General features: G+C 60.0%; 23 protein-coding genes and 4 pseudogenes. 19 read left to right on the forward strand and 8 right to left on the reverse strand.

Annotated features, from left to right (window positions below; genetic code table 11):
- Positions 1-63 precede the first annotated feature (63 nt).
- The 6 genes from HB376_RS36500 to HB376_RS36525 all read left to right on the forward strand — a co-directional run bounded on the left by HB376_RS36500 (position 64) and on the right by HB376_RS36525 (position 7,596).
- Complete coding sequence (locus HB376_RS36500; protein ID WP_213768558.1) at positions 64-1,020, forward strand: sugar-binding protein; 957 nt, start codon at positions 64-66, stop codon at positions 1,018-1,020.
- Entirely contained in the window at positions 1,005-2,585 is a 1,581-nt protein-coding gene (locus tag HB376_RS36505; protein ID WP_213768559.1) for a sugar ABC transporter ATP-binding protein, read from the forward strand. The genes HB376_RS36500 and HB376_RS36505 overlap by 16 nt, the downstream gene beginning before the upstream one ends.
- Positions 2,586-2,598: 13 nt before the next feature.
- Positions 2,599-3,591 (forward strand): ABC transporter permease, encoded by a 993-nt coding sequence (locus HB376_RS36510; protein ID WP_213768560.1) that lies wholly within the window; start codon positions 2,599-2,601, stop codon positions 3,589-3,591.
- Between the two features lie 68 nt (positions 3,592-3,659).
- Positions 3,660-4,949 (forward strand): MFS transporter, encoded by a 1,290-nt coding sequence (locus HB376_RS36515; protein WP_213768561.1) that lies wholly within the window; start codon positions 3,660-3,662, stop codon positions 4,947-4,949.
- A complete protein-coding gene (locus HB376_RS36520) occupies positions 4,942-5,859 on the forward strand; it encodes an amidohydrolase family protein (protein ID WP_255631776.1) in 918 nt (305 codons plus the stop codon). The genes HB376_RS36515 and HB376_RS36520 overlap by 8 nt, the downstream gene beginning before the upstream one ends.
- Before the next feature lie 6 nt (positions 5,860-5,865).
- Positions 5,866-7,596 (forward strand): IlvD/Edd family dehydratase, encoded by a 1,731-nt coding sequence (locus tag HB376_RS36525; protein WP_213768562.1) that lies wholly within the window; start codon positions 5,866-5,868, stop codon positions 7,594-7,596.
- 252 nt (positions 7,597-7,848) lie between these two features.
- Here the strand turns inward: HB376_RS36525 and HB376_RS36530 are convergent.
- Positions 7,849-8,870 (reverse strand): annotated as a pseudogene (locus HB376_RS36530) (IS30 family transposase).
- A 544-nt stretch (positions 8,871-9,414) separates the two neighbouring features.
- On the opposite strand from HB376_RS36530, the gene HB376_RS36535 reads away from it, so the two are divergent.
- A complete protein-coding gene (locus HB376_RS36535) occupies positions 9,415-10,797 on the forward strand; it encodes a DUF308 domain-containing protein (protein ID WP_213768563.1) in 1,383 nt (460 codons plus the stop codon).
- On the opposite strand, the gene HB376_RS36540 is transcribed toward HB376_RS36535, so the two are convergent.
- Entirely contained in the window at positions 10,759-10,938 is a 180-nt protein-coding gene (locus tag HB376_RS36540) for a hypothetical protein (RefSeq protein ID WP_213768564.1), read from the reverse strand. The two genes, HB376_RS36535 and HB376_RS36540, sit on opposite strands and share 39 nt — an antisense overlap.
- Before the next feature lie 172 nt (positions 10,939-11,110).
- On the opposite strand from HB376_RS36540, the gene HB376_RS36545 reads away from it, so the two are divergent.
- Positions 11,111-11,683 carry a hypothetical protein gene (locus HB376_RS36545; RefSeq protein WP_213768565.1) on the forward strand — a complete coding sequence of 191 codons (573 nt, stop codon included), beginning with the start codon at positions 11,111-11,113 and terminating at the stop codon, positions 11,681-11,683.
- 231 nt (positions 11,684-11,914) lie between these two features.
- Here HB376_RS36545 and HB376_RS36550 read toward each other — a convergent pair.
- From HB376_RS36550 to HB376_RS36560, 3 genes and pseudogenes are all read right to left on the reverse strand, one after another.
- Positions 11,915-12,821, reverse strand: a pseudogene (locus HB376_RS36550) (LysR family transcriptional regulator).
- Between the two features lie 153 nt (positions 12,822-12,974).
- The gene (locus HB376_RS36555) at positions 12,975-13,748 is read right to left on the reverse strand and encodes an SDR family oxidoreductase (protein WP_213768576.1); all 774 of its coding nucleotides are present in this window, start codon (positions 13,746-13,748) and stop codon (positions 12,975-12,977) included.
- Positions 13,749-14,173: 425 nt separating this feature from the next.
- A complete protein-coding gene (locus HB376_RS36560) occupies positions 14,174-15,571 on the reverse strand; it encodes an aminotransferase class I/II-fold pyridoxal phosphate-dependent enzyme (RefSeq protein ID WP_213768566.1) in 1,398 nt (465 codons plus the stop codon).
- A gap of 270 nt (positions 15,572-15,841) precedes the next feature.
- On the opposite strand from HB376_RS36560, the gene HB376_RS36565 reads away from it, so the two are divergent.
- The 9 genes and pseudogenes from HB376_RS36565 to HB376_RS41480 all read left to right on the forward strand — a co-directional run bounded on the left by HB376_RS36565 (position 15,842) and on the right by HB376_RS41480 (position 23,820).
- Positions 15,842-16,258 carry an OsmC family protein gene (locus tag HB376_RS36565; protein WP_213768567.1) on the forward strand — a complete coding sequence of 139 codons (417 nt, stop codon included), beginning with the start codon at positions 15,842-15,844 and terminating at the stop codon, positions 16,256-16,258.
- 46 nt (positions 16,259-16,304) lie between these two features.
- Positions 16,305-17,606 carry an NtaA/DmoA family FMN-dependent monooxygenase gene (locus HB376_RS36570; protein WP_213768568.1) on the forward strand — a complete coding sequence of 434 codons (1,302 nt, stop codon included), beginning with the start codon at positions 16,305-16,307 and terminating at the stop codon, positions 17,604-17,606.
- Positions 17,607-17,691: 85 nt separating this feature from the next.
- Positions 17,692-18,960 carry an MFS transporter gene (locus HB376_RS36575; protein ID WP_213768569.1) on the forward strand — a complete coding sequence of 423 codons (1,269 nt, stop codon included), beginning with the start codon at positions 17,692-17,694 and terminating at the stop codon, positions 18,958-18,960.
- 42 nt (positions 18,961-19,002) lie between these two features.
- Positions 19,003-20,193, forward strand: a complete 1,191-nt coding sequence (locus HB376_RS36580) for an LLM class flavin-dependent oxidoreductase (RefSeq protein ID WP_213768570.1) — start codon at positions 19,003-19,005, stop codon at positions 20,191-20,193.
- Positions 20,194-20,276: 83 nt separating this feature from the next.
- Complete coding sequence (locus HB376_RS36585) at positions 20,277-21,356, forward strand: porin (protein ID WP_213768571.1); 1,080 nt, start codon at positions 20,277-20,279, stop codon at positions 21,354-21,356.
- Positions 21,357-21,366: 10 nt separating this feature from the next.
- Positions 21,367-22,209: an aspartate dehydrogenase gene (locus tag HB376_RS36590; RefSeq protein ID WP_213768572.1), complete on the forward strand. Its 843-nt coding sequence runs from the start codon at positions 21,367-21,369 to the stop codon at positions 22,207-22,209.
- 221 nt (positions 22,210-22,430) lie between these two features.
- Positions 22,431-22,574, forward strand: a pseudogene (locus HB376_RS41475) (transposase DNA-binding-containing protein); the annotation flags it as partial.
- 75 nt (positions 22,575-22,649) lie between these two features.
- Positions 22,650-23,570, forward strand: coding sequence for an IS4 family transposase (locus tag HB376_RS36595; protein WP_255631780.1), 921 nt, complete (start codon positions 22,650-22,652; stop codon positions 23,568-23,570).
- A 19-nt stretch (positions 23,571-23,589) separates the two neighbouring features.
- A complete protein-coding gene (locus HB376_RS41480) occupies positions 23,590-23,820 on the forward strand; it encodes an IS4 family transposase (RefSeq protein WP_346730651.1) in 231 nt (76 codons plus the stop codon).
- 309 nt (positions 23,821-24,129) lie between these two features.
- Here HB376_RS41480 and HB376_RS36600 read toward each other — a convergent pair.
- The 3 genes and pseudogenes from HB376_RS36600 to HB376_RS41490 form a co-directional block, all read right to left on the reverse strand.
- Positions 24,130-24,602 (reverse strand): annotated as a pseudogene (locus HB376_RS36600) (IS6 family transposase); the annotation flags it as partial.
- Between the two features lie 137 nt (positions 24,603-24,739).
- Positions 24,740-24,904 carry a hypothetical protein gene (locus tag HB376_RS41485; RefSeq protein WP_255631777.1) on the reverse strand — a complete coding sequence of 55 codons (165 nt, stop codon included), beginning with the start codon at positions 24,902-24,904 and terminating at the stop codon, positions 24,740-24,742.
- Entirely contained in the window at positions 24,904-25,095 is a 192-nt protein-coding gene (locus HB376_RS41490) for a hypothetical protein (RefSeq protein ID WP_255631778.1), read from the reverse strand. Before HB376_RS41490 ends, HB376_RS41485 begins: the two co-directional genes overlap by 1 nt.
- 54 nt (positions 25,096-25,149) lie before the next feature.
- On the opposite strand from HB376_RS41490, the gene HB376_RS36610 reads away from it, so the two are divergent.
- Together HB376_RS36610 and HB376_RS36615 are read left to right on the forward strand one after the other, a co-directional pair.
- Positions 25,150-25,395, forward strand: coding sequence for an acetyl-CoA carboxylase (locus tag HB376_RS36610; RefSeq protein WP_213768573.1), 246 nt, complete (start codon positions 25,150-25,152; stop codon positions 25,393-25,395).
- 8 nt (positions 25,396-25,403) lie between these two features.
- Positions 25,404-25,500: biotin carboxylase N-terminal domain-containing protein (locus tag HB376_RS36615; RefSeq protein ID WP_213768577.1), on the forward strand; the 97-nt coding region annotated here is incomplete at its 3' end.

Genomic DNA, 25,500 nt, shown 5'->3' on the forward strand with positions numbered 1-25,500 from the left:
TTTTCGGCTTCAATCGACAACAACATATGTTTCCCTCGTTCAGAGGGATGACAGGAGATAGTCATGTCCCGTAAGTGGTCCATCGCCGCGCTGAGCGCTGCACTGTTGGTCTCCGCTGTATCGACGACGGCGCATGCCGCCGATAAAAAGCACCTCTATTTTGTCGCCAACGGCGCAGTCGATTTCTGGAAGCTGGCCGAAGCCGGAATGCGCAAGGCCCAGTCTGAATTGCCTAATTACACGCTGGAAATGAAGTATCCGGAACAATCGTCCGCAGCAGTTCAGAACCGCTTGCTGGATGACCTCGTTGCGAACGGCGCGGCTGGCATCATCATCAGTTCAGTGGACCCGAAGACCCAGACGGAAGAACTGAACAAGGTCGCGGGGCAAACCCTGCTGGCGACAACCGATGGCGACGCGCCCGACACCAAACGCGCCTTCTATCTGGGCTCGAGCAATTTCGATGCAGGCAAGCAGGCTGCGCAAATCCTGGCAAAAGCCATGCCGAATGGCGGCAAGTGCGTGGCGTTCGCCGGTTTGCCGGGCGCCGACCTCGCCGTGCAGCGTATGAAGGGCATGAAGGAAGGCCTGAAGAACACCAAGATCACGATAGACAGCGTGCGCTCTGACGAAATGGACCAGGCGCGCGCGCAGAGCAACGCCGCAGACATCCTGACGGCACGCAAGGATGTGAACTGCATGATCGGCATTTTCGCCTACAACACGCCGCAAATCACGCTGGCGCTGCAGCAGTCGGGACGCGCGGGGCAGGTGGCAGTCGTTGGCTTCGATAACGATCAGGGCACGCTGAATGGCATCAAGCAGGGCGTCGTAGCCGGAACCGTCGTGCAGCAGCCTTACCAGTGGGGCTACCTTGGGATGAAATACATGGCGCGGTACGTTGAAGGCGACAGGTCGTTCATTCCCAAGGACCACATGATCATCGTGCCGACGCAAATCATCGACAAATCCAACGTGGACGGTTTCATCGAACAGGTGAAGACGTGGATGAAGAAGTGAATGACGAGGTGACAAGCGAGCCGCTGTTATCGCTGACTTCGATCAGCAAGACCTACGGTGCTGTGCAGGCGTTGAAGGGCGTGAGCTTTCATATCGACGCTGGCGAAGTGGTGGGTCTGATTGGGGAGAACGGCGCGGGCAAGTCGACCTTGATGAAAGTGCTCGGCGGCGTGATCGCGCCGACGAGCGGCACGATTGCAATCGAAGGGCGTGAGCATACCGCGCTGAGCGTGCAGCAGTCGCTCGGCGCGGGCATTGCGTTCGTGCACCAGGAACTCAACCTGTTCGAGAACCTGGACGTGGCGGCCAATGTTTTTATCGGGCGTGAACCGCGTCGTGGCGGCTTCTTGCGCCTGGTCGACAACAAGACCTTGCACGCGCGCGTGACACCGCTGCTCAAACGGCTTGGCTGTGATTTCAAGGCAACTACACCGGTTGCGGATCTGTCGATTGCGCAATGTCAGATGCTCGAGATCGTGAAGGCGCTGTCACTCGACGCCAGGCTCATCATCATGGACGAACCAACGTCGAGTCTCACGACGTCGGAAACGTCCCGCTTGCTCGATATCGTCGGGGATCTGAAGAAGAGCGGCGTGGCGATCATCTTTATTACACACAGGCTCTCGGAGATCGAGCGGTGCGCGGATCGCGTGGTGGCGCTGCGTGATGGCGCGCTCGTGGGCAGCCTCGCGCGCGCGGATATCCGGCACGACGCGATGATCCGGCTGATGATCGGGCGCAGTCTCAACACGTTGTACACCCCGCCCGCCACCTTGCCGCTTGCGCCCGTGCTGGAACTCGACGCGTTTGCGACGCCCGCCTATCCGGCCGAGCGCGTGAGCCTTGCGTTGCGCGGCGGCGAGATTCTCGGCCTCGCGGGTTTGATCGGGTCAGGACGCACGGAACTTGCCCGTGCGATTTTCGGCATCGACCGCCCGGCTGCCGGTGCAATGCGGCTTGACGGCAAGCCGGTGCTGATCCGCTCGCCGCGCGATGCCATCAGGCTGGGTATCTACCTGATTCCCGAAGACCGCAAGCATGCCGGGCTGATCCTCGACAGCAGCATCGCGGAAAACATCGTGCTGGCAAGCTTACCCTCCGTGTCGCGGGCCAATCTTGTCGATACAGGAAGAGTGGACCGGGTGGCGCGTGAGCAGCAACAGTCGCTGCACATCAAGACGCCTTCAGTAGACGTACGCGCGGGCGCGCTTTCCGGCGGCAATCAGCAAAAGGTGGTGCTTGGCAAGTGGCTGTGCATGCAGCCCAAGGTCATCATCTTCGATGAACCGACCCGCGGTGTCGATGCCGGTTCAAAAAGCGAGATCTACACGCTGATGCGCAAACTTGCCGACCGCGGCGTCGCGATCCTGATGATATCGAGTGACATGGAAGAAGTGATCGGTGTAAGCGACCGCGTGGCGGTCATGCACGAGGGGGCGATCGCCGGGACGCTCGAGCGCGACGCGCTCAGCGAAAACAACATCATGCATCTTGCTGTCGGCGAAGTTGCCGGCGAAGCGGCTCAGGCCGCCGAGGCCTCCTCCACGTTACAAGCATCCCATTGAACAGGCAGACATCATGCTGAAAAAAGATCTGGGCCTGCTGGTGCTCATTCTGGTGGTCGGTACTATCGTGGCGATCATCAACCCGCGCTTCATTTCCCCCGCGAACCTCTCGAACACAGCTAACCTCATCGGACTATTCGGACTGTTCGCAATTGGTGAGGGCTTTGTCATCATCACCGGCGGTATCGACTTGTCCATCGGTTCAGTGTTCGCGCTGCTCGGTGTCATCTTCATGACGCTTCTCTCCACCGATGGCGTGAACTGGCTTGTCGCTTCTGCCTTGATGGTGATCGCGGGTCTCGTGATCGGGCTGATTCACGGATTCCTCGTGACGAAGCTGCGCATGCAGCCGTTCGTCGTGACGCTGTGTGGCTTGTTGATCTACCGCGGCGCAGCGCGCTACTACACCGACGACGGCACCGCAGGGTTCGATTTCGGCCAGTCGTTCCCCACGCTTGAGTGGATCACGACGGGACATATCTGGGGTGTGCCTAACAGCTTCATCGCGTTCGTTGTGATTGCCGCGATTATGGCAGTTGTACTGCACAAGTCAGTCTTTGGCCGATACCTTTTCGCAGTCGGAAAAAACGAAGAAGCCGCGCGTTATTCGGGCATCAACACGCGCGCGGTGATCATTGCGTCGTACGTGATTTGTTCGGGGCTGGCGGGCATCTCGTCGGTCTACTTCGCGATGTACACGCGCTCCGTCGCGCCGGCGTCGCATGGCACGTTCTACGAGCTCTACGCCATCGCGGCGGCAGTGCTGGGCGGATGCTCGCTGCGCGGCGGCGAAGGGTCGATACTCGGCATTGCACTGGGCGCGGTGCTGCTGCAGATCCTGCAAAACCTTGTCAATCTGTTAGGGATTCCGTCGTCGTTGAACTTTGCCGTCATGGGCGGCGTCATCGTCCTCGGCGTGCTGACCGATAGCCAGTTGCAAGCGTGGCGGCAGCGCCGTGCGGCTTTGCGGCCGTCTCCGGAACAGCAAGCGGCTGTCAAGGCGTGATCCGCATGGATGCATCTTCACCGGCACCGGTTCTTCCGAACAGAAACGACCACGGGCGGAAAAATAGCATGAGCGAAACACGACTGGCGCCTGACACACCCACTGACACGAGTCTTACTGCGTTCTACAAGGAACTGACCACGCAGGAACGGCGCACCTTCTGGACGTGCTTCACTGGCTGGGGGCTCGACGCGCTTGACTTCATGATTTATCCGCTCGTGATCGGCACCATCATGACATTATGGAAAGTCGACACGGGAGTGGCCGGCCTTGCGGTCACCGGCACGTTGTTGACCTCGGCCATAGGCGGGTGGCTTGCAGGATATCTGGCAGACCGGATCGGGCGTGTGAAAACCTTGCAGATCACGGTCGCCTGGTTCTGCATTTTCAGTATCGCGTGTGCATTCGTGCGCAATTTCGATCAGTTGATGATTGCCCGCGCGATTCTGGGTTTCGGCTTTGGTGGCGAGTGGGCAGCCGGCGCGGTGCTGATTGCCGAAACGATCCGGCCCGCGTTCCGAGGTCGCGCAGTGGGCGTGGTTCAGTCCGCGTGGGCAGTTGGGTGGGGCGGCGCGGTCCTGCTGCAGGCGGTGATGTTCTCGGTTTTTCAGCCGGAAACCGCGTGGCGTGCCATGTTCGCATTCGGCGTTCTTCCGGCGTTGCTGCTGGTCTATGCACGGCGCCATGTCCGCGAGCCTGAGATCGCGGAGCAAGCCCGCAAGCAGCGTGAGATCAATGGCGACGCGCCATCGCTGTGGGAAATCTTCCGGCCCGGCACACTGAAGACGACCATTCTCGGCTCGATTTTCATGATGGGCTGTCAGGGGGGCTACTACGCCATCTCTACCTGGATCCCGACTTTCCTCAAGACCGAGCGGCATCTCACTGTCGTCAACTCGACCGGATATCTGGGCTTCCTGATTACCGGAAGCTTCCTGGGTTATCTGTTCGGCGCCTGGATGTCGGACCGCTTCGGCCGCAAGAAACTCTTCGTGTCGTTTTCGATTGCGGCGATCATCGTGGTACTTGCCTACACGCAATTCAGGATTAGCAACGAAGCAATTCGCTGGCTGGGTTTTCCGCTCGGTTTTTTCTCCAGCGGTTATCTTGCCGGGGTGGGATCGTTTCTTTCCGAACTTTATCCAACGCGGTTGCGCGGTTCCGGACAGGGTTTCTGCTACAACTTCGGCCGTGGCATGGGTGCGCTCTTTCCCGCGCTGGTCGGTGCGTTCTCGGTGCGCTTTGGACTCGCTACTGCCATCGCCATTTTCGCCGTGGTGGCTTACACGCTACTCTTGCTGAGTGCGGCGATGCTTCCCGAGACGCGCGGCATTCAATTGGACACCTTCAATGACTGACTCATTTTCTGACACTGGTTCCGTCTCCGGGCCGGACATGGCACCGCTCTGTCCGGGACCTGCTCCGGTGCAGACGAAACCATCAGCGTTCGCAATGCCAGCCGGCGCAGTCGATGCCCACGCGCATGTCATCGGTGAGCCGCCACGCTATCCGTGGATGCCCGATCGCGCATACACGCCACCGCCCTCGACGCCTGACGCCTATCTCAAGATGCTCGATGATGTCGGCTCGCAGTACGGCGTGCTGATTCAGGTGAGCGTGCATGGGCAAGACAACACGCTGATGCTCGATACATTGCGCGCGCATCGTGCACGGTTGCGCGGCGTCGTCGTACCGGCGCTCGGACTGCCAGACGCACACTATCAGTCGATGAAAGATGCGGGCGCCGTTGGCTTGCGTTTAAACGTGCTGTACGGAGGCGGTGGCGTCAGCCTCGCTCAGCTTGCGGAATACGATGCGCTCGCACGCGACTGGGGCTGGCACACGCAATTCCTTCTGGACGCACGCGAACTGCCTGCGCTCGCGCCGCAGTTCAGGAAGCTTCGCTCCACGATTGTTATCGACCACATGGGACATATGCCCGCGTCCGCAGGCGTCGATTCGGCAGGCTTTCGCGACTTGCTTGCGATGGTTCGCGACGGCGCATGGGTGAAGGTGTCGGGCGCATACAGGATGAGCGCCGCCGAACCGCCTTATCGCGACACAATTGGCTATGCACAGGCGCTGATTGAAGCCGCGCCTGAACGTTGCGTATGGGGCTCCGACTGGCCGCATGTCGCGACCTGGACCACCATGCCAACCGTCGCCCAGCTGCTCGACACGCTGGCGTTATGGGCACCCGATCCCGCCGTGCGCACGGCAATTCTCACCACTAACGCGCACAAGCTTTACGGCTTTGCCAACCACTAAAAAACCATGTCCGATAAATCTTCCACGGGTCTTCGCAAAGGCCTGACCAGCTATGGCGACAGCGGCTTCTCGCTCTTCCTTCGCAAGGCGTTCATCAAGGGCGCGGGCTACACCGACAGTGCGCTCGATCGCCCGGTGGTCGGCATCGTGAACACGGGCAGTGCCTACAATCCGTGCCACGGGAATGCGCCGCAACTGATCGAGGCCGTCAAGCGCGGCGTGATGCTCGCCGGCGGCCTGCCGATGGATTTCCCTACCATCAGCATTCACGAAAGTTTTTCGTCGCCGACGAGCATGTACCTTCGCAACCTGATGTCGATGGACACCGAGGAAATGCTGCGGGCTCAACCCATGGACGCCGTCGTCATGATCGGCGGCTGCGACAAGACGGTTCCAGCGCAATTGATGGGCGCGGCGTCGGCGGGTCTTCCGGCCATTCAGTTGATTACGGGATCGATGCTCACGGGTTCGCATCGGTCGGAACGCGTGGGTGCGTGTACCGATTGCCGCCGCTACTGGGGCAAATTTCGTGCGGAAGAGATCGACGAACAGGAAATTTCGGACGTCAACAATCAACTCGTGGCGAGCGTGGGAACCTGCTCGGTGATGGGCACCGCGAGCACGATGGCGTGTATTGCCGAGGCATTGGGCATGACCGTTCCCGGCGGCGCGACGCCGCCCGCGGTCACGGCCGACCGCATGCGCGTGGCGGAACAGAGCGGCGTTCAGGCTGTGAAGATGGCGCGCGAGCGGCTCACGATCGACAAGATCCTTACGCCCGACGCGTTCCACAACGCCATGCGCGTGCTGCTGGCGATCGGCGGTTCGACCAACGGCATCATTCACCTGACGGCGATCGCCGGACGCTGCGGGCTCGAAGTCGATCTGAAGGCGCTCGACCGGATGGGGCGCGACACGCCGGTGCTGGTCGACCTGAAGCCGTCAGGGCAGCACTACATGGAAGACTTTCATCACGCGGGCGGTATGGCCACGTTGTTGCGCGAACTCAAGCCGCTGCTCAAGCTCGATGCACTGACCGTCACGGGCCGCACGCTTGGCGAAGAAATTGAACTCAGCGGCGCGGGTTTTGCGCAAGACGTTGTAAAGACACGTGACCGGCCTATTTACCCGCAGGGCGGTATTGCCGTGCTCGAGGGCAACCTGGCACCCGGCGGCGCAATTATCAAGCAGTCGGCAGCCAATCCTGAGTTGATGGAGCACGTTGGCCGCGCAGTGGTGTTCGAAAATGCGGACGATATGGCGCAGCGCATCGATTCGGATGATCTGGACGTTGCCGCGGACGACATTCTGGTGCTGAAAAATATCGGGCCGAAGGGGGCGCCAGGCATGCCTGAAGCTGGCTACATTCCAATTCCGAAGAAGCTGGCAAAGGCCGGTGTGAAGGACATTGTGCGTATCTCGGACGGCCGCATGAGCGGCACTGCGTTCGGAACGATCGTATTGCATGTGACGCCAGAGGCGGCCATTGGCGGACCGCTGGCGCACGTGCATAACGGTGATCAGATTCGCCTGAGTGTCTCAAACCGCGAGATATCGCTGCTTGTATCGAATGAAGAACTTGCACAGCGCGCACGCGATGAACCCGTCCAGGTGCCGACGGCGGGACGCGGCTATCGCAAGCTTTTTTTGGAGACGGTCACGCAAGCGGACAAGGGGGTCGACTTCGATTTTCTGCGTGCCGAGCACATCACGGGATCGACACCCACCATGGAGTAGGGCACAGGCGGCCACCGGACGGGCGACACTTCAAAGGACGCCATCCGTAGCGGTTAGGTAATTGACACCCGGTTGTCTGCCTTGGACTTGACGGCGTCCAACTCTTCGCGCGTGGCATGCGGTGCCACTCACTTGCGAGTATTACCGCCCTCCGATGGTCGTGCTAGCCCATCGACGACATGCGGGTGCTACCGGTTGTGTCGCGCTAAGGGTGCAGAAGGGCGGTTTCAAGGGTGAAGTGCAACGGGGAGTTTAGTGTTTAGCGCTTGGAGATTGGCTTGCTGAAGCAAGGGTTGCAGCGAAGACCTCGAATGGCGAATGGAACGCGTGAGTGGCGCGCGGGGGCTGTTCAGGCTGTCGGCGATCGCGTCGAGTTCATCCTGACTGTAGACCGATAGGTCGGTGCCTTTAGGCAAATACTGGCGCAGCAACCCGTTAGTGTTTTCGCAGGTACCGCGTTGCCATGGACTGTGCGGGTCGCAGAAGTACACCTTCACGCCGGTCGCGGCGGCAAGCTCTTGATGGCGCGACATTTCTTTGCCTTGGTCGTAAGTAAAGCTTTGCCGTAAGGGCGCCACAATCGAATTGAGTTTGGCGGAGAAGCCCGCTAGCGCTGACGCGGCAGTGGCGTCCTCCATCTTGGCAAGCAGCACCAGGCGGCTGGTGCGCTCGACCAGAACGCCGACAGAGGATTGGTTGTTCGCCCCCTTGATGAAGTCGCCTTCCCAGTGACCTGGCAACAGTCGGTCTTCAATTTCGGGCGGTCGAACGTGGATACTGACCATGTCGGGAATCTGTCCGCGCCGGTCTGTGCCCCGCGTGCGTGGCATGCGCGTGCTGTGGCCGTGGCGCAGGCAGGCAATGAGTTGGCGGCGCAGTTCGCCGCGCGGCTGAGCATAGATAGCCGTGTAGATGGTTTCGTGCGAGACTTGCTGGGTCGAATCGGTTGGATACATGCGCTTCAGTGTGCCCGATATCTGTTGGGGCGACCATTTCCACTCAAGCAGGGTGAGAATGATGCGCCAGCAGACGCTTTGCGGGCAGAGCTTGGCGGGACGACGCGACGCGCTGCGGCGTGCGCAGCAAAGCGCTGCAGCGGGCATCGATGCGTAGCCAACAGGAGAGCCGTTTCGCATTAACTCGCGGCTGATAGTTCCCGGTGAGCGCCCAAGTATGCGAGCCATGGCTCGCATACTTGAACCCTGCAGATGCAAGCTTGCAATGGTTAGACTTTCTTCGGGCTGCAGTTGTTGGTAAGAAGTTTTTTCGGACATTGCGACACCTTATACGAGACAGGTGTTGCACTTCACATTTGAGGCCGCCCATCATAAAAGCCATCTGGCACGACAGGTAGCCTTTGACGATCCTGTTGTGGACTATTCACGTTGCGACACGCATGCTCCAGTCAGATACCGCATTTGAATGCATGACCACGTCTGCTCCCGGTCTGCAAAAAATTAAAACTGCGTGACAAGCCAGCGCACAATAATCCCGATAGCCTCATGGGGTTGAGCGGCTGGTATAACGATAGAATATCGAAAAGTCTATTGCAAACGCGACGAGTTGCTTAGTATTTCCGGATGCGTAGTTCGTTTTACTTCCGGTACGAGATCACCGAATGGAACAGGGATAGCATGTGTCACTTGCTCGTCTTCCGCGTATGTTCCACCGTTGCCGGGGCCGGCGAAGGCGGCGGGATTAAGGTCGTGAGTCGCACATCGATCGTCACCGACAACTGCATGAAGACTGCATGCGCCTGAGTGGATATCGGGCGAGAGGCGAATGCGGTGCGGCCACATCTTATTGAGTGAGGAAGTCATGGTCCGACTTGTGTTGCTACTGTTGGGTGTCGATTATCTGCGCACGCGTTGGCGTGGCCTGCTGGCCATTGGAATCATCTGGCTGGTGGCCGGGATTATTATTTTTGTCGACGCACTCGATAACGCGATCTACTTCCCCATTACATTCTTTGCCTATCTATTCCTCGCCGAGGGACTTGCCACGCTGGCGGTGGCGTCGACCGGCGTAGGCGGCCAGCGAATCCTTCGCTATGTGAAAGGCATAGCGGTCGTGCTCGCAGCGATTCTGATCCTCGCCGGCCATCATCACGGCAACTTCATTTTGTCGATGATTTTCGGCACCTTGTTCCTGGTCGATGGCTTGTTGCAGTGCCTGACGGCTTATATGGTCCGCTATAAGCGCTGGAGGGTCGCGCTGACCTGGGGCATCATCGAAATTGCGATTGCCGTGTTTTTCTATCAGCCCTATCCGACACACTACGTCGGCACGTTACCTTACTGCCTGGGCTTGTTTCTCTTCTTCGGTGGCCTGAACATGCTGACGCTTGCGACTCGCGTGAAGCGCCTGACCCGCAATCCGGCTTTCGCCACCGCGAGAAACCTCGCCATCGAGCCGGAAACAGCGCCTTTGACCACGCCGGTTTTCACCCAGTCTGAATGGGATGGACCACCAGCAGACGACGAACGCGCGCTCACAGTACACGTGTGGACGCCGACTGGGTCGTCGAAGGCAGAAGCTCAGCACTATCCAATTGTTGACCGGTATATCGCGGCAGTGGATGTGAACGGGGTCATCTCGACCGGACATGCTGCGCTCGAGTCACCGGAAGGGATTTATGTCAGCCTCTATCCGGGCGCGGAAATTGACCGCTCACCCGAGGAGTTCGGCCGCATCCTTCGAGCAACCCCCGAGAACGATATCCCTGGGGTGTTCCAGCCGGACTATGCGACTGAGGCTAAGGCCTGGTGCCCATCGACGGTACGCGTTCGGATCCGAAACTACGATCCCGCCAAGCTGCAGGCGTTCTGGGAGCAGTACCGAGAGGAGAAGATCTACAACCTGACCCATCGGAACTGTTCCAGCAGCGTGGCCTATGCATTGGAGGCAGCGGTCGACGGCGCGGTGGGCCGTCTTCAGGGTGAACGGGCGGGATGGGCCGCCTTCGTGCGGGTTCTTGTCACGCCGGAATTGTGGGTGGCCGCGCAAATCAGGAAGCGCGCTTTGACGATGGCCTGGACGCCCGGCTTGACGCTCGATTACGCACGGGCGCTGAGCATGCTGGCCGACCCGCGGCCGTTCGCGTGGTGGAAGGTTGCACGCCGCGCATTTGGCAACATGGTCCGTTCGCGCCGTGAATGGCGTTCACAGGACGATCGAGCCATGAGCGGCCGGCAGACGTAACGGCCGGAAGAGATCGTCGGAGCCCGAAAGGTCCATCGCTTCGGACAGATCGGCTTTTGTGACGGAGGCCTGCCGGGTAATGGACGACGGCTGGATCGCGAGTAGCGCACCGTTGTCGCCGCCGCTGATGGCGCCTCTCATGACACCGACGGGAGAGGCGCAACATATCGATGAATCTCGACCCGCGACAAACAGAAGCCTTTCGCGTAGTCGCCGCCGATCATGAACGACGAGTACCCAATACCCGGGGGCTGGCCTCACTGCGGTGTTGAACGGTCCCGAAGAGATGCCCTGACAATTCAAAGCAGACTATATGGACCTCTACGCTCATGTTCGAATCATCGTTGGGGTGGTGATCAGTCTGGGACTGACCCATCTCCTGCGCGGTTCCGCTTATCTCATTCAACACCCGAAGAAAGAGCAGATCTACTGGGTTCATCTCGGCTGGGTCGTCTTCATGTTCCTGTACGTGCTGCATTTCTGGTGGTGGGAGTTCTGGTTGCGCGAACTCAAGGACTGGAACTTCACGATCTATCTTTTTACAATATCATACGCAGTGCTGATCTATATGATGTGTTCGGTTTTGTATCCGGATGCGCTTGCCGACTACACCGGGTACGAGGACTATTTCTATTCGAGGCGACGCTGGTTTTTTGGGCTTCTCATTGTGATTTTCGCACTGGACCTGGAAGACACGTTCCTGAAGGGGCGCCAGTATTACTTGCACCTCGGTTTCGAATATCCGATACGGGCCGCAGTCTACATCTTGGGATGTGCATTGGCGATCAAGACCAGAAACAGGCGTTACCACGAGGTTTTTGTAGTTGCGAGCGTGGCCTATCAACTGTCATATATTTTCCGGCTATACGGCCGTGAGTTTTTATGACCTTGCCGCAATCGCCCGATCGCTCGCGTAAAGGCGGCGAGTGTCCGCCTGGGCTAAGCGGTTTTAACGGGCTTTTCCTGTCGAAGTGCAACTCGGGTGCCGCGGCGGTTTCGGATACGGCGGACTTGCTTTCGGTTATCGAAGCGGGCTGGGTCGCGCCGGGCGCTCAGCCGACTGTCGCGCCACAGGTGATCGACGGGAAATATAGCCCGGCCATCGCGAATTGCTTGATCACGACTCGAAGTGCGGTTGCATCAAGGCTTTGAACCATTCGATGAAAGCGACGAGCCGACGCGACCGTTGCCTGCGATGTGGGTAGATCGCCGATACATCCATTGGCGCTGTCCTGAAGGCTGGCATTACCTCCACCAATGCGCCGGAGTTCAGCAGGTGCTGCACGTCGAAACGCGGAATTTGAATGAGTCCGATCCCCCGCGCAGCAGCAGGAAATATAGTTCTCCGCATTGTTCACGATCACCCGGCTCGTTACCGGTATATAGTGCACCCGGTTCGCGAACAGGTACTCCCATTGCAATTCGCGACCCGTCGTGGGAGAGGCATATCCGATGCACAAATGCCGGTCGGCCAGATCATCGGGGTGTTCAGGGACACCATGTTCGCGCAGATAGCCAGGACTTGCGCAGTTAATCATAGCAATGCGGCCCAGCGGTTGCGCCAACAGATTGCTGTCGTTCAGGCTGCCGACGCGGACGGTACGGTCGACGCCCTCCTGTACCAAATCGACCGCACGATCGGTCGAGCTCAACGTCAGCCGCAACGCGGGATGACTGCGGAGCAATCCCGGCACCGCCGGCGCGACAAGACGGCGAGCAATACGACTTGGCATGTCAACTTTTAATTGTCCGGAAACTTGCCGTTGCCTGACCTGAAATAACTGATCGATCTCCTCTACGTCGGCCTACAGCACCCGGACCCGCTCTAACAATTGAGCGCCATCCGAGGTTAGCTGGACCTGGCGCGTGGTCCGATGCAATAGCCGGATGCCGACGCTTGCCTCCAATTGCTGGACCGCGGCTGACACTGATGCGCGCGGCAATTCCAGAGCGTGTGCGGCTTTGATGAAGCTACCCATATCAGCCACTTGGATGAAGACGCGGTATTGATCAAGTTTGTCCATTTAACAGTTTTACCTTGATACGCCGCTTTCGACCTTATCCCTTTCCCTTAACCAACACGTCTGATAGGGCGTGAATCAGCCAGGCCCCGGCCGGCATCGCTGGATGCCTCGATAAAACGGGCGGGAGCATTCTACCGGCCGTCGAAGGCACCGTCACTTTGTCGTATAACCCCCATTGATCAGGATGGTCTGGCCACTGATCCACCATCCGTCGCTTACCAGATGACGGATGAAAGGTACCACGTCATTGATATCAGTCAGGCCAGTTTTAGAGAACGACGACAGCGCCGCAGCGGTCTTATGGTACGCCACCGCGTCTTCCCCTTCCGCGAGGTAGAAAAACGGTGTATCCATCGGACCCGGGCCCACAGCCGTTACCGAAATTCCGCGTGCGCCATATTCCTTGGCTGCAGCGCGCGTGAAATGTTCGGCGGGCGCCTTGGTGCCAGCGTATGCGGCATAAAATGGAGTGAAGGCGCCCAGAAGAGAAGTGACAAGCGTGACGATCTTGCCGTTGTCGTTGACGTGCTTGCCGGCTTCCTTGAGAAAGAAGAACGCAGCCTTCGAATTGACCGCGGTCATCTCGTCATACTCGGCCTCGCTGATCTCCACGAATGGCTTCTTCAGAACCTTGCCTATGGTGTTGATGGCGATGTCAGGCTTGCCGAGCGCGGCTACGACATCGGCAAACAACTTCTCGACTGCGCTGGCGCCGGTCAGATTGCCCTGAAAGGCCACTGCCTCAACACCTACAGATCTGATTGCGTCGACCGTGGCATCGGCTTGTGCCTGGCTGCCAGCACTGTTGTAGTGAATCGCAATAGCCTTGGCTCCCTGGGCAGCGAGATCGCGGGCTATCAGGCCGCCCAGGTTCTTTGCGCCACCCGCGATGAGGACAACCTTGCCTTTGATGGAATGGTCTGCTATGGGAATTTCCTCTATGTTAGGGAAATTCAAGTCTACGCGGCATCTGGCTTGGAATAAGCGGCCTCGTTCTGGATGGATTATCCAGCAAAACCACCTAATCGTTTGCGAAGGTACATGCCCGAAGCATTGGCGGTGGGGCGACGTGGACCACCTATTTGTGATTGGCCCATGTCTATGCGGATCTTGTCTGATGGGCTGCAACGGGCGGACTACGGTCCGCCGCGACTCATTCCTCGTGGTGATTGCGGATAGGGTAGTGGAGTTCGACGTACATCTCGGGTAGACGGGAGCGTAATCTGGATTTTGTCGAATCGTTTCGCGAGCCTGGCTAGCATACGGAGATACAGGCCGGACACAGGTAAAGGCTCGTGGGGACGGACGGGACAGAGGCAGCAGTATCGAGCGGCAGCCGGGTATATGCGCGCTTAACCGCTGATGGTTCCAGCCGTCGGCCGACCCAGTACCTCTTCAAATAGATCGGCGATGTGTTCGAGGGCTACGATATCGTCGGGCAAACGAGCGGTGGACACCCGGAGGAATTCCCCGGTCTTTTGGCCGACATGACATCGACTGCCACTGCCGGCCGATATGCCGTGTGCGGCCAACGATACGATCGCCGTTTCCTCATGAGGTACGGATATCCACAGGTTCAGGCCGTCGTTACCTTGAGCGCTCAGTCCTCGAACCCGCAGTAACCGAAGAAAGTTTTCGCGGCGGCTAGCATACCGTTGCCGGGCGCTCGCAACTGCAGCATGGGTCCGTTCGTCGCGCAGCAGCCAGGCGAGCGCGCCTTGAAGAATCCTACTGTTCATCGCCGCACCGAAGCTGCGCAGACGGCGGGCCTTGTCCATGAGTCTCGACGAGCCGCCGATCACGCAGGTGCGCAGGTCGATTCCGTACGTATTGCAATATCCGCGTACCAGCAGTGTCCGGCTGGGGAGCAGCGCACCCATGCTTGGTGCGCTCACCTGAGAGAGTGGACCGATGAAGTCGTCTTCCACGATCTGGGTGTCGGGGCTGCGTTCTAGTTCATGAGCCAGTTCAGAGAGGCGCGCCGCATCGACCGCATGCCCGAGGGGCACTTGGGCGCGCGGCTGGTACACGAATGCCACTGGATGCCGCATCAGGGCCTCGCGTAACGACGCGGGGGTGGGACCGCTTTCATCGCACTCAACCGCGATCAGTTCGAGTTCGAGGGTCGTGCAGATGTCGAGGAGACGAGGGCTGGTCGGCGACTCGATGGCGACCAGGCCCCGCTCGCCGGCCGCCGCCTGGATCGCGAGTAGCGTGCCTTCTGTGCCGCTGCCCGCCGTGCTCCATGCTTCCGGCTGGAATGGCCATGTCGGCACCAGGGCGGCGACCAGGCTCGGGATCGCGTGCTCCTTGGACGCGCGATGCACCGACGACTCCTGCAGTCCGGCCAGCAGCGCCTGCCCGAGCTCGGGGAGCAGCGAGTAATCAATAAGACCTTGGGCCAGATCCCACGATTGTTCGTCCTGCGAAGCCGATCGGACGGCGACCCGTGCGCCGATGTCCGTCACGATCGTTCCGCCGCGGCGCCGCGTTTCGATCAGTCCGAGTTCGCGCAGCCGTGACCAAGCGCCGGCGACCGTCGCCGGGCTAACGCCGAGCAGCGTGCCGAGCACGCGCACTGTTGGCAGGCGCGCGCCGGATTGCAGCCGTCCGGACTGAATCAAATCCCGGATGCTGTTGACCAGGTTTCGGCCCCCGTCGGTTTGAACATATCGGGCGAGCCAGTCCGCCTCCGCCAGTTGCCCCGTGTCGGAATCCAGATCTTGCTGCGCTCTTTCTTGTTTCGTCATTCACTCAGTCCGTTGCTGTTGCCGAACGACGCGGTCGAGCCAAGGTCCAGCCAGACGGCCTCGAGGCTTACCCCGTGAATTCTCCAGGCTGGAAGTCTATTCGTGTTCCAGCGTCCGGGTTGATTCAGTGATGCGATTGTGGGCGTCATCGTACGTGTTGAACATATTTATATGAGATAAACATATCTTAATATGTTACTGGAACAAAAGAGGGCGCCGGTATCTAATTCAGCCACTTAAGACCCTCTTTGATCTGAACGGACGTTACCCATGAGCGAGCAACGCAGCGCAACCGCAACGACCATCGGCGTCACGGGACGCTATCTGGTGGACAGTCGCAGCAACATTTTCGCGTCGGATTCTCCGTCGGCGCGCGATGGTGACACGGTCGCATTGGAGCCGTCTGAATTGCTGCTTTCCGCGTTGGGGGTTTGCGCGCTGGGCAGTGTCGAGAAGGCGGCGGCCGAACTGAAGCTGAGCGTCCGGCATGCGAAGGCGGTCGTCGACTCCGTGCGCGATCCGGAGGACCGGACCCGTTTCGAGCGCGTGCATATCGATGTCGCGGTGTACGGCGTCACGCAGGCTGAGGCACAGCAACTGATCGACCACTTCACCAGCGGCTGTGTGATCTACAACACGGTCCGGCGTGGCGGCCCAATCTCGGCCTCAGTGCAGGCGCACGCCTGAGCCGCCCGCATCATGACAATCCGATCTGAACTGAGCTGAAACAATCATGGCACGCAAACCATTTCACCTCGCATGGTTTATCTCCAGAGGCTACGGCCCGAAAGCCTGGCGACTGCCTTGGGGCGGCCCGAACCCGAAAGGGTGGACCTCGCCTGAACTGTTCGTCGATCTCTCGCGTGCGGTGGAGCGGGCCGCGTTCGACTACGTGATGATTGAGGATTCGTCGAACATCCCTTACACGTACCAGAACTCGCACGAGACCTATCTGCGTTATGCAGTTGATTCGCCGAAGCTCGATCCTGCGGTGCTTGCGTCGTTCCTGATTCAGGCGACGCGCCGGCTCGGGGTCGTGACGACGCTCTCGACGACCGAGTACCACCCGTTCCAGCTCGCCCGGCTGACCAACACACTCGATCACGTGAGTCATGGCCGCGCCGGCTGGAACCTGGTGACGGGCAGCAACGATGGCGGCGCGCAGAACTTCGGACTGGACCGCCAGTATCCACACGATCAGCGCTATGAGATTGCCGATGAATACGTCGATCTCGTCATTAAGCTGTGGGAATCGTGGGACGCGGACGCGGTTGTGATGGACCAGCAGAACGAGATTTTCGCGGATCCGTCGAAAGTCCGCCCCGTCCACTTCGAGGGCAAATATTTTCGTTCACGCGGACCCCTTGGCGCGCCGCGCTCCCCACAGGGACGGCCGGTGATCTGCCAGGCGGGCGGTTCCCCGCGAGGTCGCCAGTTTGCGGCGCGATGGGCCGAGACAGTGATTGGAACCGCGCGCAGCGTTGCCTCAATGAAGGCATTCCGGGAGGACATCCGGGCGAAGGCACGCGAGGCGGGGCGCGACCCGGACAGCATCAAGGTGTTGTTCCTGATTACGCCCATTGTCGACGAGTCGCGCGAGAACGCCGAGATGCGCCGTCGCGCACAACTCGAGGACGCCGAGCGGCATCTGGATGCACATCTGGCGTCGCTCTCGCGCACGAGCGGTATCGACTTTTCGCAGTTCGACCTCGACGAGCCGCTACCGGAGCTGAAGTCGAACGGCCACCAGACGCTGGTTGCGCAGTACACGGGCCGTACGCTGCGCGAAATCAGCGGCAGCGGCAAGATGTTGTCGGACGTCAACCTGGTCGGCACTGCTCCAGACGTCGCCGCAAGGTTGTCCGAAATCATCGACGAGGTCGGTGGAGATGGTTTCCTTCTGATGGACCCGGATCTCACGCGCCGGTATATCGCGGAAATTACCGACGGCCTCGTGCCCGAATTGCAACGCCTTGGTGTCGTGCGCACGCGGTACGAGCACGAACAGTTCCGCGACAACCTGATGGCGTTCTAGGGCAGGTATTTCGCGTGTTATCGGTCCGGGCCGGTGACTTTCGGAATTAAAATTCCATTAACAGATTAGTAATCCATATAAAAATATGTACGCGAACCAGTCCGTTCAGAAAGTTCCCCCATCATCACAGGCCTCGATTACAGGTGAGGCATGGGGCGTACTGGCAATCGTCACGACGTTCTGGGTCGCGGACGGTTACGACACGTTCGTGCTGCTCGTGACCGGGCGCCCTACTTTGGCAGAACTGCTGCGCCCTGAGCTCGGGCATGCGTTCGCGAGATATCTTGGCTACCTCGTGACGATCACGCTGGCGGGCTGGGCCACAGGCGGCGTGCTCGGCGGCGTGATGGGCGACCGGATCGGACGTCGCAGGACGATGATTTTGGGCGTCGCGCTGTACAGCGTCGCGACCACGGCATCCGCATTGGCCTCGTCATGGGAGTGGCTCGCGCTCGCGCGCTTCGTTACAGGCATCGGCATCGGCGCGGAGTGGGGTGTCGGCACGTCGCTGCTGCAGGAGGTGTGGCCGGAGAAGTGGCGCACGCGCGGAGCCGGACTGCTGCAAGCCGGTTTCTCGGTTGGCGGGCTGCTGGTGTCGGGATTGTGGGTGGTGATCGGCTCGACGTTCGGGCTATCGTGGCGCTGGATGTACCTGTTCGGTGTTGTGCCGCTCGTCATTATCGTCGCCGTGTATCGGCACATACCCGAGTCGACGCGATGGACGAAAGCTCAGCACAACGCGAAGCCCTTCGCGCTCTTTGCCACGCCTGCCGTGCGCAAGAATTTGATCGCCGCGCTCGCGGTGTCCATATCGATCACCGGCGGCTGGTGGGCGGTGACCTCCTTTCTGCCGACCTTCGTCGGTAGCCTCGCGCACGATCCGCGTACCGCGGCCTCGCTGGCAGGATGGGCGGGCGCATTGTATAACCTCGGCGAGATCGTCGGCTGCATCGCGATGGGCTTCCTCGCCGAGATCTGGGGACGTCGCTCGACAACAATTGTCTATCTGTTCGGCTCTCTGCTAATCGTGCCGATTGTGTTTGCCGGCCTCGGTTCCGCACAGGCCGTGACGCTTGCGCAACTGGTCGCGGGCTTCTTCACCGGTGGCCTGTACAGCTGGTACGCGATCCACACGCCAGAGCTGTTCCCGACGCGAATCCGCGCCACTGCGATAAGCATCGTGTTTTCCGGCGCGCGCTATCTGGCGATGGCAGGTGCCATCACGGCCGGCACACTCGCCGCTGCGCTCGGTGGCTTCGGCAAGGTTGCCATCTGGTTCGCCCCGATTTACCTGATAGGGATCATCGCGATGCTATTCCTGCCGGAAACGCGCGGCCGCGGGCTACCCGACTGAACGCCATCTACCAACCTCTATTCCTCCTGTGGTGCACGAGTCATGTCAACAGAACCAGCAACAGAAATAGCAACCCGCACGCCGGCGTTATGCGGCCCACTAGATTTTCCGGACAGTCCGCTGTCTAAGGCCGGCCGCCAGCCGCTGATGCTCGGCCTGTTCCTGCCGACGCAGACCGGCGGCTTTTCGCAGTCCACCTATCCGCGCGGCACCGACTGGACGTTCGATTACAACCGCACGCTGGCGTTGCGTGCAGAGTCACACGGATTCGAATTCGTATTCGGTCTGCAGCAATGGGTACCGAAGGGCGGCTTTGGCGGCGCCACACACTACCGGGAAAACTTCCTCGATCCGTTCATGTCAACCGTCGCTCTGAGCGCGGTCACCACGCGCCTCATCACGATCTCGACCGTCCACATTCTGTACGGTAACTGGCATCCGTTACACCTGGCTCGCTTTGCCGCGACGGCCGATCACATTTCGGGTGGCAAGTTCGGCCTGAACATCGTGACGGGCTATGACGCGGCCGAGCCGCTGATGTTCGGAATGCACCGGATCGCGCACGACGAGCGCTATGAGCGTGCGGACGAGTTCGCCTCGGTCATGGAGGCGTTGTGGGAGGGTAGCGATAACCTGACCCATGAAGGCCGCTTCTATCAGTTGGAAAACGCATACGTATCGCCGAGGCCACGCTACGGGCGCCCGATCTTGGTGTCGGCGAGTGCGTCGCAGGCCGGCTTCGAGTACGCCGCCCGCCATTCGGACATCATATTTACATCGAGCCCTGCGGGCGCAGTATTCGAGCGCGCGATCGAGGCACTGCCGGAGCATGTGAAACTCATTCGAGCACCGGATACGGGCACCGGGCGCTCGCCGAAAGTGGTCATTTTCCCACTTGTTATCTGCAGACCGACACGAGAGGAGGCGCTAGCCTATCGAGACGCGATCGTGGCGCAGGCTGACTACGAGTCGATCCGTGCGTACACCGCGCGTCATTCGGGCGGCGACGCGCAGGGCTGGAAGGAGCATGTGCCGGCGGACCGGATTCTCGGCGGCCACATCCAGATTGTCGGCGATCCGAACGACGTCGCCGATGCCCTGCAGAAATTACATGAGGCCGGCATCGACGGCGTGCAGATCGGCTTCTACGACTACGCTCCGGAACTGGAATTCTTCGCGCAGAACGTCTTGCCGCTGCTGGAGGCGCGAGGGCTGAGACTGAAGGTGGACTAAAGGTTCGGGCGATGGCGCTGGCCGGCACGTTCGGGGAGCCGGCCCATTTTTAGCCGTATATTAAATAAATAGGATAACTAATAATGAAACGGAAAATAATCCTGACCGTTGCGGTTGCGTGGCTGACATCCAGCGCTCACGCACAGAGTAGCGTCACTCTGTATGGCAGCCTCGACGAGGGGGTCACCTACAATACGAATGCCAAAGGCAGCGGCACGGCGCTGGCGGGTCCGGTTGCAGTACCCGATTTCTTCGGCTTGCGCGGCAGCGAGGATCTCGGGGACCATCTGAAAGCAGTGTTCGCATTGCAGAACGGGTTTCTTTCCAATACCGGAGCCGCGACGATCGCGAATGAGGCGTTCAGCCATTTCGCCTGGGTAGGATTATCTTCACCGAAGTTCGGTACGTTCACGATGGGTCGTCAGCTTGATCTGACAACGGAGGCACTACGGCTCAATTCGAACGGGAGTATCCAGTACACGTTCTATCTGTTCCACCCGGCCAATCTCGACAACATCGGGATCATGGGCGATTCGATCAACAATTCCCTGCGATATTCGACACCGGAAATCGGTGGCGTCACGGCCAGCGCAATCTACGGCCTGGACGACACCACAACTCAGCCAGGCCATGTATTCAGCGCCGATCTTTCCTACAAGAATGGACCGTTCCGCGCGTCCGCGGTGTACAGCAGTTGGCGTAATCATGCGATCGACGTTGGGTCGAAGCTCGGCTATTCGAGTTTCCTTGGACGGTCGTTGGCGGGAGGTGCGGTGTTTACCGCTCGAACGCAGCGGATCAGCGGCCTGTCCGCGCTGTATTCGATCGGCCGGAAGGTGGATCTGCATGGCATGCTGACCCAGGTTAACCTCGGAACGGACACCGCTTCGGGGCGCATGCGCACGGTCGAGGCCGGAGCTGATTTCCATACCACTGTGGCGAACACCGTCAACGTCGGTGGGTATCTGTCATGGTTGACCGACACACGGTATGCAGAGGCAGGTGTCGGCGATATGTACCATCTTTCGGTTCGGACAACGATCTATGCGCAAGTCGCGTGGCAACATGCAAATGGCGCGGGCAATGCGGCCATTCCGCTACTCGTACCGTCCTCCAGCGCCAACCAGACGGCGTTGCGCATCGGCATGCATCACTTCTTCTGACGAGCGTTCAATGGATATTCAACCTTCTGCGGGCGCCCTTGGCGGGGATAGCCGTGCGCGCGTTACATTGATCGGCTTCGGGGCAATTGGGTCAACGGTATTCGATACGCTCGCCGGAGGTTCCGCCATCGTGATCGACCAGATCGTCACCTCACCGCGGAGCGTTGAAGCGGTGCGGCGCCGGGTCGGTGCCTCGGTGGCAGTGGCGAGCACGGTGGATGGACTGCCACGGAGGCCGCAATTCGCGCTCGAATGCGCGGGTCATCGTGCAATCAGCGATCACGTGATTCCGCTTCTGCGCCGCGGGGTTGACTGTGCGATTGCGTCCGTCGGGGCGCTCGCGGACGATGCGCTTCGCGAGGCGCTGAATGACGCTACAGCGTCCGGTGGTGTGCGTGTGGCACTGTTGTCAGGAGCGGTGGGCGGACTCGACGCGCTATCGGCTGCGGCGGTCGGCGGACTCGACGAGGTCCGCTATACCGGCCGCAAGCCAACTGATGGCTGGCGTGACACGCCTGCTGACGCGGCTGGCGTGCTCGATGGCATTCGCGCAGCGACGGTCATCTTCGACGGCCCGGCCGGCACCGCCGCACGGCTCTACCCGAAGAATGCAAATGTTGCCGCAGCGGTAGCGCTGGCGGGCGTTGGCTTTGAGCGTACACGCGTGCAGTTGATTGCCGATCCAACTGCGACAACAAATACCCATACCATTTGGGCACGTGGCGTATTCGGCGAACTGCGTGTCGAGATCGACGGGAATCCGTTAGCGCAGAACAGGAAAACTTCTGCATTGACTGCATTCAGCGCGGTTCATTTCCTGCGTGATCGCTGCGTCGCGCAGACGTTTCCGTGAAGATGAAAATTTCAATCTTTTCGGGTCGAATTCCCCGCTGCTTGCGGCGTAAGCGATCTTTGCCGTGTCCGTCAGGGCACTGCGGAGCACAGAGCCGAGGCGCGAAGCGTACGAATCTCTGAGCAGCAACCCCGCTGCTTGCGCTAAGGATTACCCACATCCCGATCACCGCTTGTAAACTGCGCTGACCGATGTTAACTTGAGCGCGTTCATGGACCGGAGTGAACGCATTGTCTGCAACGGGTGATTTCGATGACTGGGCCAGCGAAGAATTCGGCACGGCGGCGCTGGGAGACGCCCGCCTGACGCAGCGCCTCGTGGCGCTCGCGCGACGGCTGGCGTAGAGCCCGCAGTGTTCGTTTCCACAGTCGCTGGACGGGGCACAACTGAAGGCCGCCTATCGTTTCTTCGACAATCAACGGATCGACACCGACGGCGTATTGGCCAACCACATTGGGCAGACGCTGAAGCGCATGCAGCAGGTCCCGGTCGTCCTGGCGCCCCAGGATACGACCGAATTCAACCTCATGCATCTGCCGGCGACGCAGGGACTGGGCCACGGCACGAGCAGTAATGTGCACGGATTCAGGCTGCACAGCTTGCTGGCCGTGACACCTGAGGGCCTGCCGCTCGGGGTGCTGGGGATGAAGACGTGGATTCGTGCACCCGAAGAATCCGGCAAATCGAAGCAACGAAGGAAACGGCCTATCGAGGAGAAGGAAAGCGTCAAGTGGCTCGAAGGCCTCGAGCATCTGGCGTCGGTGAAAACGCGCTGCCCCGACACCCACATCATCGGCATCTCTGACCGCGACGGCGATGTCTACGATGTGTTCATCGCCTCTCGGCCAGCGGGCGTTGACTGGCTGGTACGTGCAGCCTGGAGCCGCCGCGTCGCGCATCCGCAGGCATATCTGTGTGACGCCGTTGCGGCAGAGCCTGCTGTGGGCGAAACGGATCTGCTGGTGCCGACCCGGAATGGAAAGACACCGACACGCACTGCGCAATTGACGGTGCGTTGCAAGGCCCTCCGGTTGCGTCCACCGCGCAGCCCTCAGCGCGATAAGTTGCCTGATGCCGAGGTGTTCGTGATCCACGCGCTGGAGACCCAGCCCCCCGAGGGCATCGAGCCGATCGAATGGATGTTGCTGAGTTCGGTGCCGACACTGACCTGCGATGACGCACTCGAACGTTTGGCGTGGTATGCCCGCCGTTGGACGATTGAATCGTGGCATCGCATCCTGAAGAGCGGGTGTCAGATCGAGGCACGACAATTCGGCCATCTGGATCGCTTCGTGCGCGCCACGGCATTGTTTGCTGTCATCAGCTGGCGCATCATGTACGCGACGCTGTTGGCGCTTTGATGGTGACCTGTCCTGCGAGGTGCTGCTGCAGCCAGTCGAATGGCGCGCGCTGTATTGCCGGATACACGGCACAACGCAAGCGCCGACCGAACCGCCGACGCTCGCGCAGGTGGTACTCTGGGTTGCAAAGCTCGGTGGTTATCTCAATCGCAAGCACGACCTTCCTCCGGGACCAACCGTCATGTGGCGCGGCTTTCTCGCACTGCACGAGAGCACGGTCATGTATCGCATCTTCCGGCAAAGCGAATAGCCTACGTCGGAATCAAATCAAGAGATGTGGGTAATCCTTAGTGCTTGCGGCGGGGAGGTTTATTGGTTCTTATCTGTCACACTAAGGCGGCAGAGGAAGTATTCAAGGCTGACAAATATGCTTTGGCTGGCCGATGAAGAATACGCAAACACCGTGAAAGGCGCTTGCTCCGGGCATCGCCCGGGTCCTGAAGCACCTCCACTGTCCGCTCGATGTGATGTGCTGCGCGTGCGGAACGAATGCTGTCGCGGACATTGGAATGGGTTGATCTTTCCGCCACATCTGGCGTTCGCGCCTGCGGGTCGGCTAGTGGCTGTTTTCGGCACGGTTGTTAACGTGTGCAGCCGCTTTGACGAAAACGTGCTTCACATGAGCGAGCTCGGGAATGTCATCCTTCGCCGCTGGATAGCTACGCAGCTGGTCGGTAACGATCTTGCGCGGCACCGGGTTTGAACGCAGCACCCTCCGGAAGAAGCGCTTTGCCGCGGCCTTGTCGCACCGCTTTTGCACCAGCACGTCGAGTTCAGCATCATGGTCGTCACCGCTCGTCACAACAGATAAGGCTCGCCGCGCGGCGTCACGACCATCTCGTCCAGATGCCACGTGCTGCCCGGCTTGCGTCGCGCCGCTTTCGCGCAATGGGCGAATCCAGCGCCGAACTTGTCGCACCAGCAACGGATCGTTTCGTACGTGACCACGACACTGCGCTCGAGCAACAACTCCTCGACCTCTCGGAGGCTCAGGCTGATCCGGAAATACCAACGAACTGCGCAGCTGATGATGACGGTAGGGAAGCGGTGGCAGTGATAAAGCGATTCGTTTTCTTCATCACTTCTTCTATCGCCGCCTTACCGTCAACCTGACAAAGCTTTGCCGAGGCGTTTGAAGTCACGTGTTTATCCCAGGCGTTAGGAGAAGCTCAGCCATCAGTTTCCTTCAATACCGCCGTCGCCGCTTCGCACGCGCCGCGTAATTGTTCCCGCATCCGGCCGCCACGCGCCATCGCGATTCGACGCAAGCGGCGTACCGGACCCATCAGACTCGCGTGCGTTACCTGAAGCGTGCGGTTATCGGCGAGGGCCATCACGATCGAATAAAAACGGTCGGCGCATCGACGTAGGCCGCGGGGTCATTGGCGGTGACGTTAGCGCGCATCTCGCCGATCACGTCTTCCAGCTGGGCGCGCCCGAGCGTCGTGATATTTTCCGCGCAAAGCTGAACCTCGATGGCGCAAGCGAACGAAGGACGGCGCCGCCTGGACAAGCTGTGCAGCATTCAGTCGCTCATCGAAGTCGATACCGTCGGTGCTTAAACCACAGGAGAACATGCATGCCAGCCGTTGACGTCAAGAGCGCAATACCCGGGACGTTCTATCGAAGCCCGGCGCCGGGCGAACCGCCGTTTGTCGCTGAAGGCGAGCGCGTAAGCGCCGACACTGTGATCGGCAATATCGAACTGATGAAGCAGTTCAACGAAGTCTTTGCGGGCGTCGACGGGATCCTTACATCGTTCATGACGGCCGACGCCGAAGCGGTGGATTCCGACGCCGTGCTCGCGATCATTTCCACGGATTGAGGACTGACATGCAACAAGGCATCCACACGCTGTTCGTCGCGAACCGTGGCGAGATCGCCGTGCGCATCATTCGTGCAGCGCGCGAACTCGGCATGAAGACGGTTC

The sequence above is a fragment of the Caballeronia sp. dw_19 genome, assembly GCF_018449515.1.
In the GTDB taxonomy this organism is placed as follows: Bacteria; Pseudomonadota; Gammaproteobacteria; order Burkholderiales; family Burkholderiaceae; genus Caballeronia.

Bases quoted from the DNA above. Each gene is read 5' to 3' on its own strand.
- HB376_RS36500 (WP_213768558.1), top strand. From the start codon at position 64: ATGTCCCGTAAGTGGTCCATCGCCGCGCTGAGCGCTGCACTGTTGGTC.
- HB376_RS41490 (WP_255631778.1), bottom strand. From the start codon at position 25,095: ATGCTGCACAGCTTGTCCAGGCGGCGCCGTCCTTCGTTCGCTTGCGCC.
- HB376_RS36565 (WP_213768567.1), top strand. From the start codon at position 15,842: ATGAGCGAGCAACGCAGCGCAACCGCAACGACCATCGGCGTCACGGGA.
- HB376_RS36520 (WP_255631776.1), top strand. From the start codon at position 4,942: ATGACTGACTCATTTTCTGACACTGGTTCCGTCTCCGGGCCGGACATG.
- HB376_RS36535 (WP_213768563.1), top strand. From the start codon at position 9,415: ATGGTCCGACTTGTGTTGCTACTGTTGGGTGTCGATTATCTGCGCACG.
- HB376_RS36525 (WP_213768562.1), top strand. From the start codon at position 5,866: ATGTCCGATAAATCTTCCACGGGTCTTCGCAAAGGCCTGACCAGCTAT.
- HB376_RS36575 (WP_213768569.1), top strand. From the start codon at position 17,692: ATGTACGCGAACCAGTCCGTTCAGAAAGTTCCCCCATCATCACAGGCC.
- HB376_RS36580 (WP_213768570.1), top strand. From the start codon at position 19,003: ATGTCAACAGAACCAGCAACAGAAATAGCAACCCGCACGCCGGCGTTA.
- HB376_RS36515 (WP_213768561.1), top strand. From the start codon at position 3,660: ATGAGCGAAACACGACTGGCGCCTGACACACCCACTGACACGAGTCTT.
- HB376_RS36585 (WP_213768571.1), top strand. From the start codon at position 20,277: ATGAAACGGAAAATAATCCTGACCGTTGCGGTTGCGTGGCTGACATCC.
- HB376_RS36590 (WP_213768572.1), top strand. From the start codon at position 21,367: ATGGATATTCAACCTTCTGCGGGCGCCCTTGGCGGGGATAGCCGTGCG.
- HB376_RS36545 (WP_213768565.1), top strand. From the start codon at position 11,111: ATGGACCTCTACGCTCATGTTCGAATCATCGTTGGGGTGGTGATCAGT.
- HB376_RS36510 (WP_213768560.1), top strand. From the start codon at position 2,599: ATGCTGAAAAAAGATCTGGGCCTGCTGGTGCTCATTCTGGTGGTCGGT.
- HB376_RS36570 (WP_213768568.1), top strand. From the start codon at position 16,305: ATGGCACGCAAACCATTTCACCTCGCATGGTTTATCTCCAGAGGCTAC.
- HB376_RS36540 (WP_213768564.1), bottom strand. From the start codon at position 10,938: ATGAGAGGCGCCATCAGCGGCGGCGACAACGGTGCGCTACTCGCGATC.
- HB376_RS36560 (WP_213768566.1), bottom strand. From the start codon at position 15,571: ATGACGAAACAAGAAAGAGCGCAGCAAGATCTGGATTCCGACACGGGG.
- HB376_RS41485 (WP_255631777.1), bottom strand. From the start codon at position 24,904: ATGGCCCTCGCCGATAACCGCACGCTTCAGGTAACGCACGCGAGTCTG.
- HB376_RS36610 (WP_213768573.1), top strand. From the start codon at position 25,150: ATGCCAGCCGTTGACGTCAAGAGCGCAATACCCGGGACGTTCTATCGA.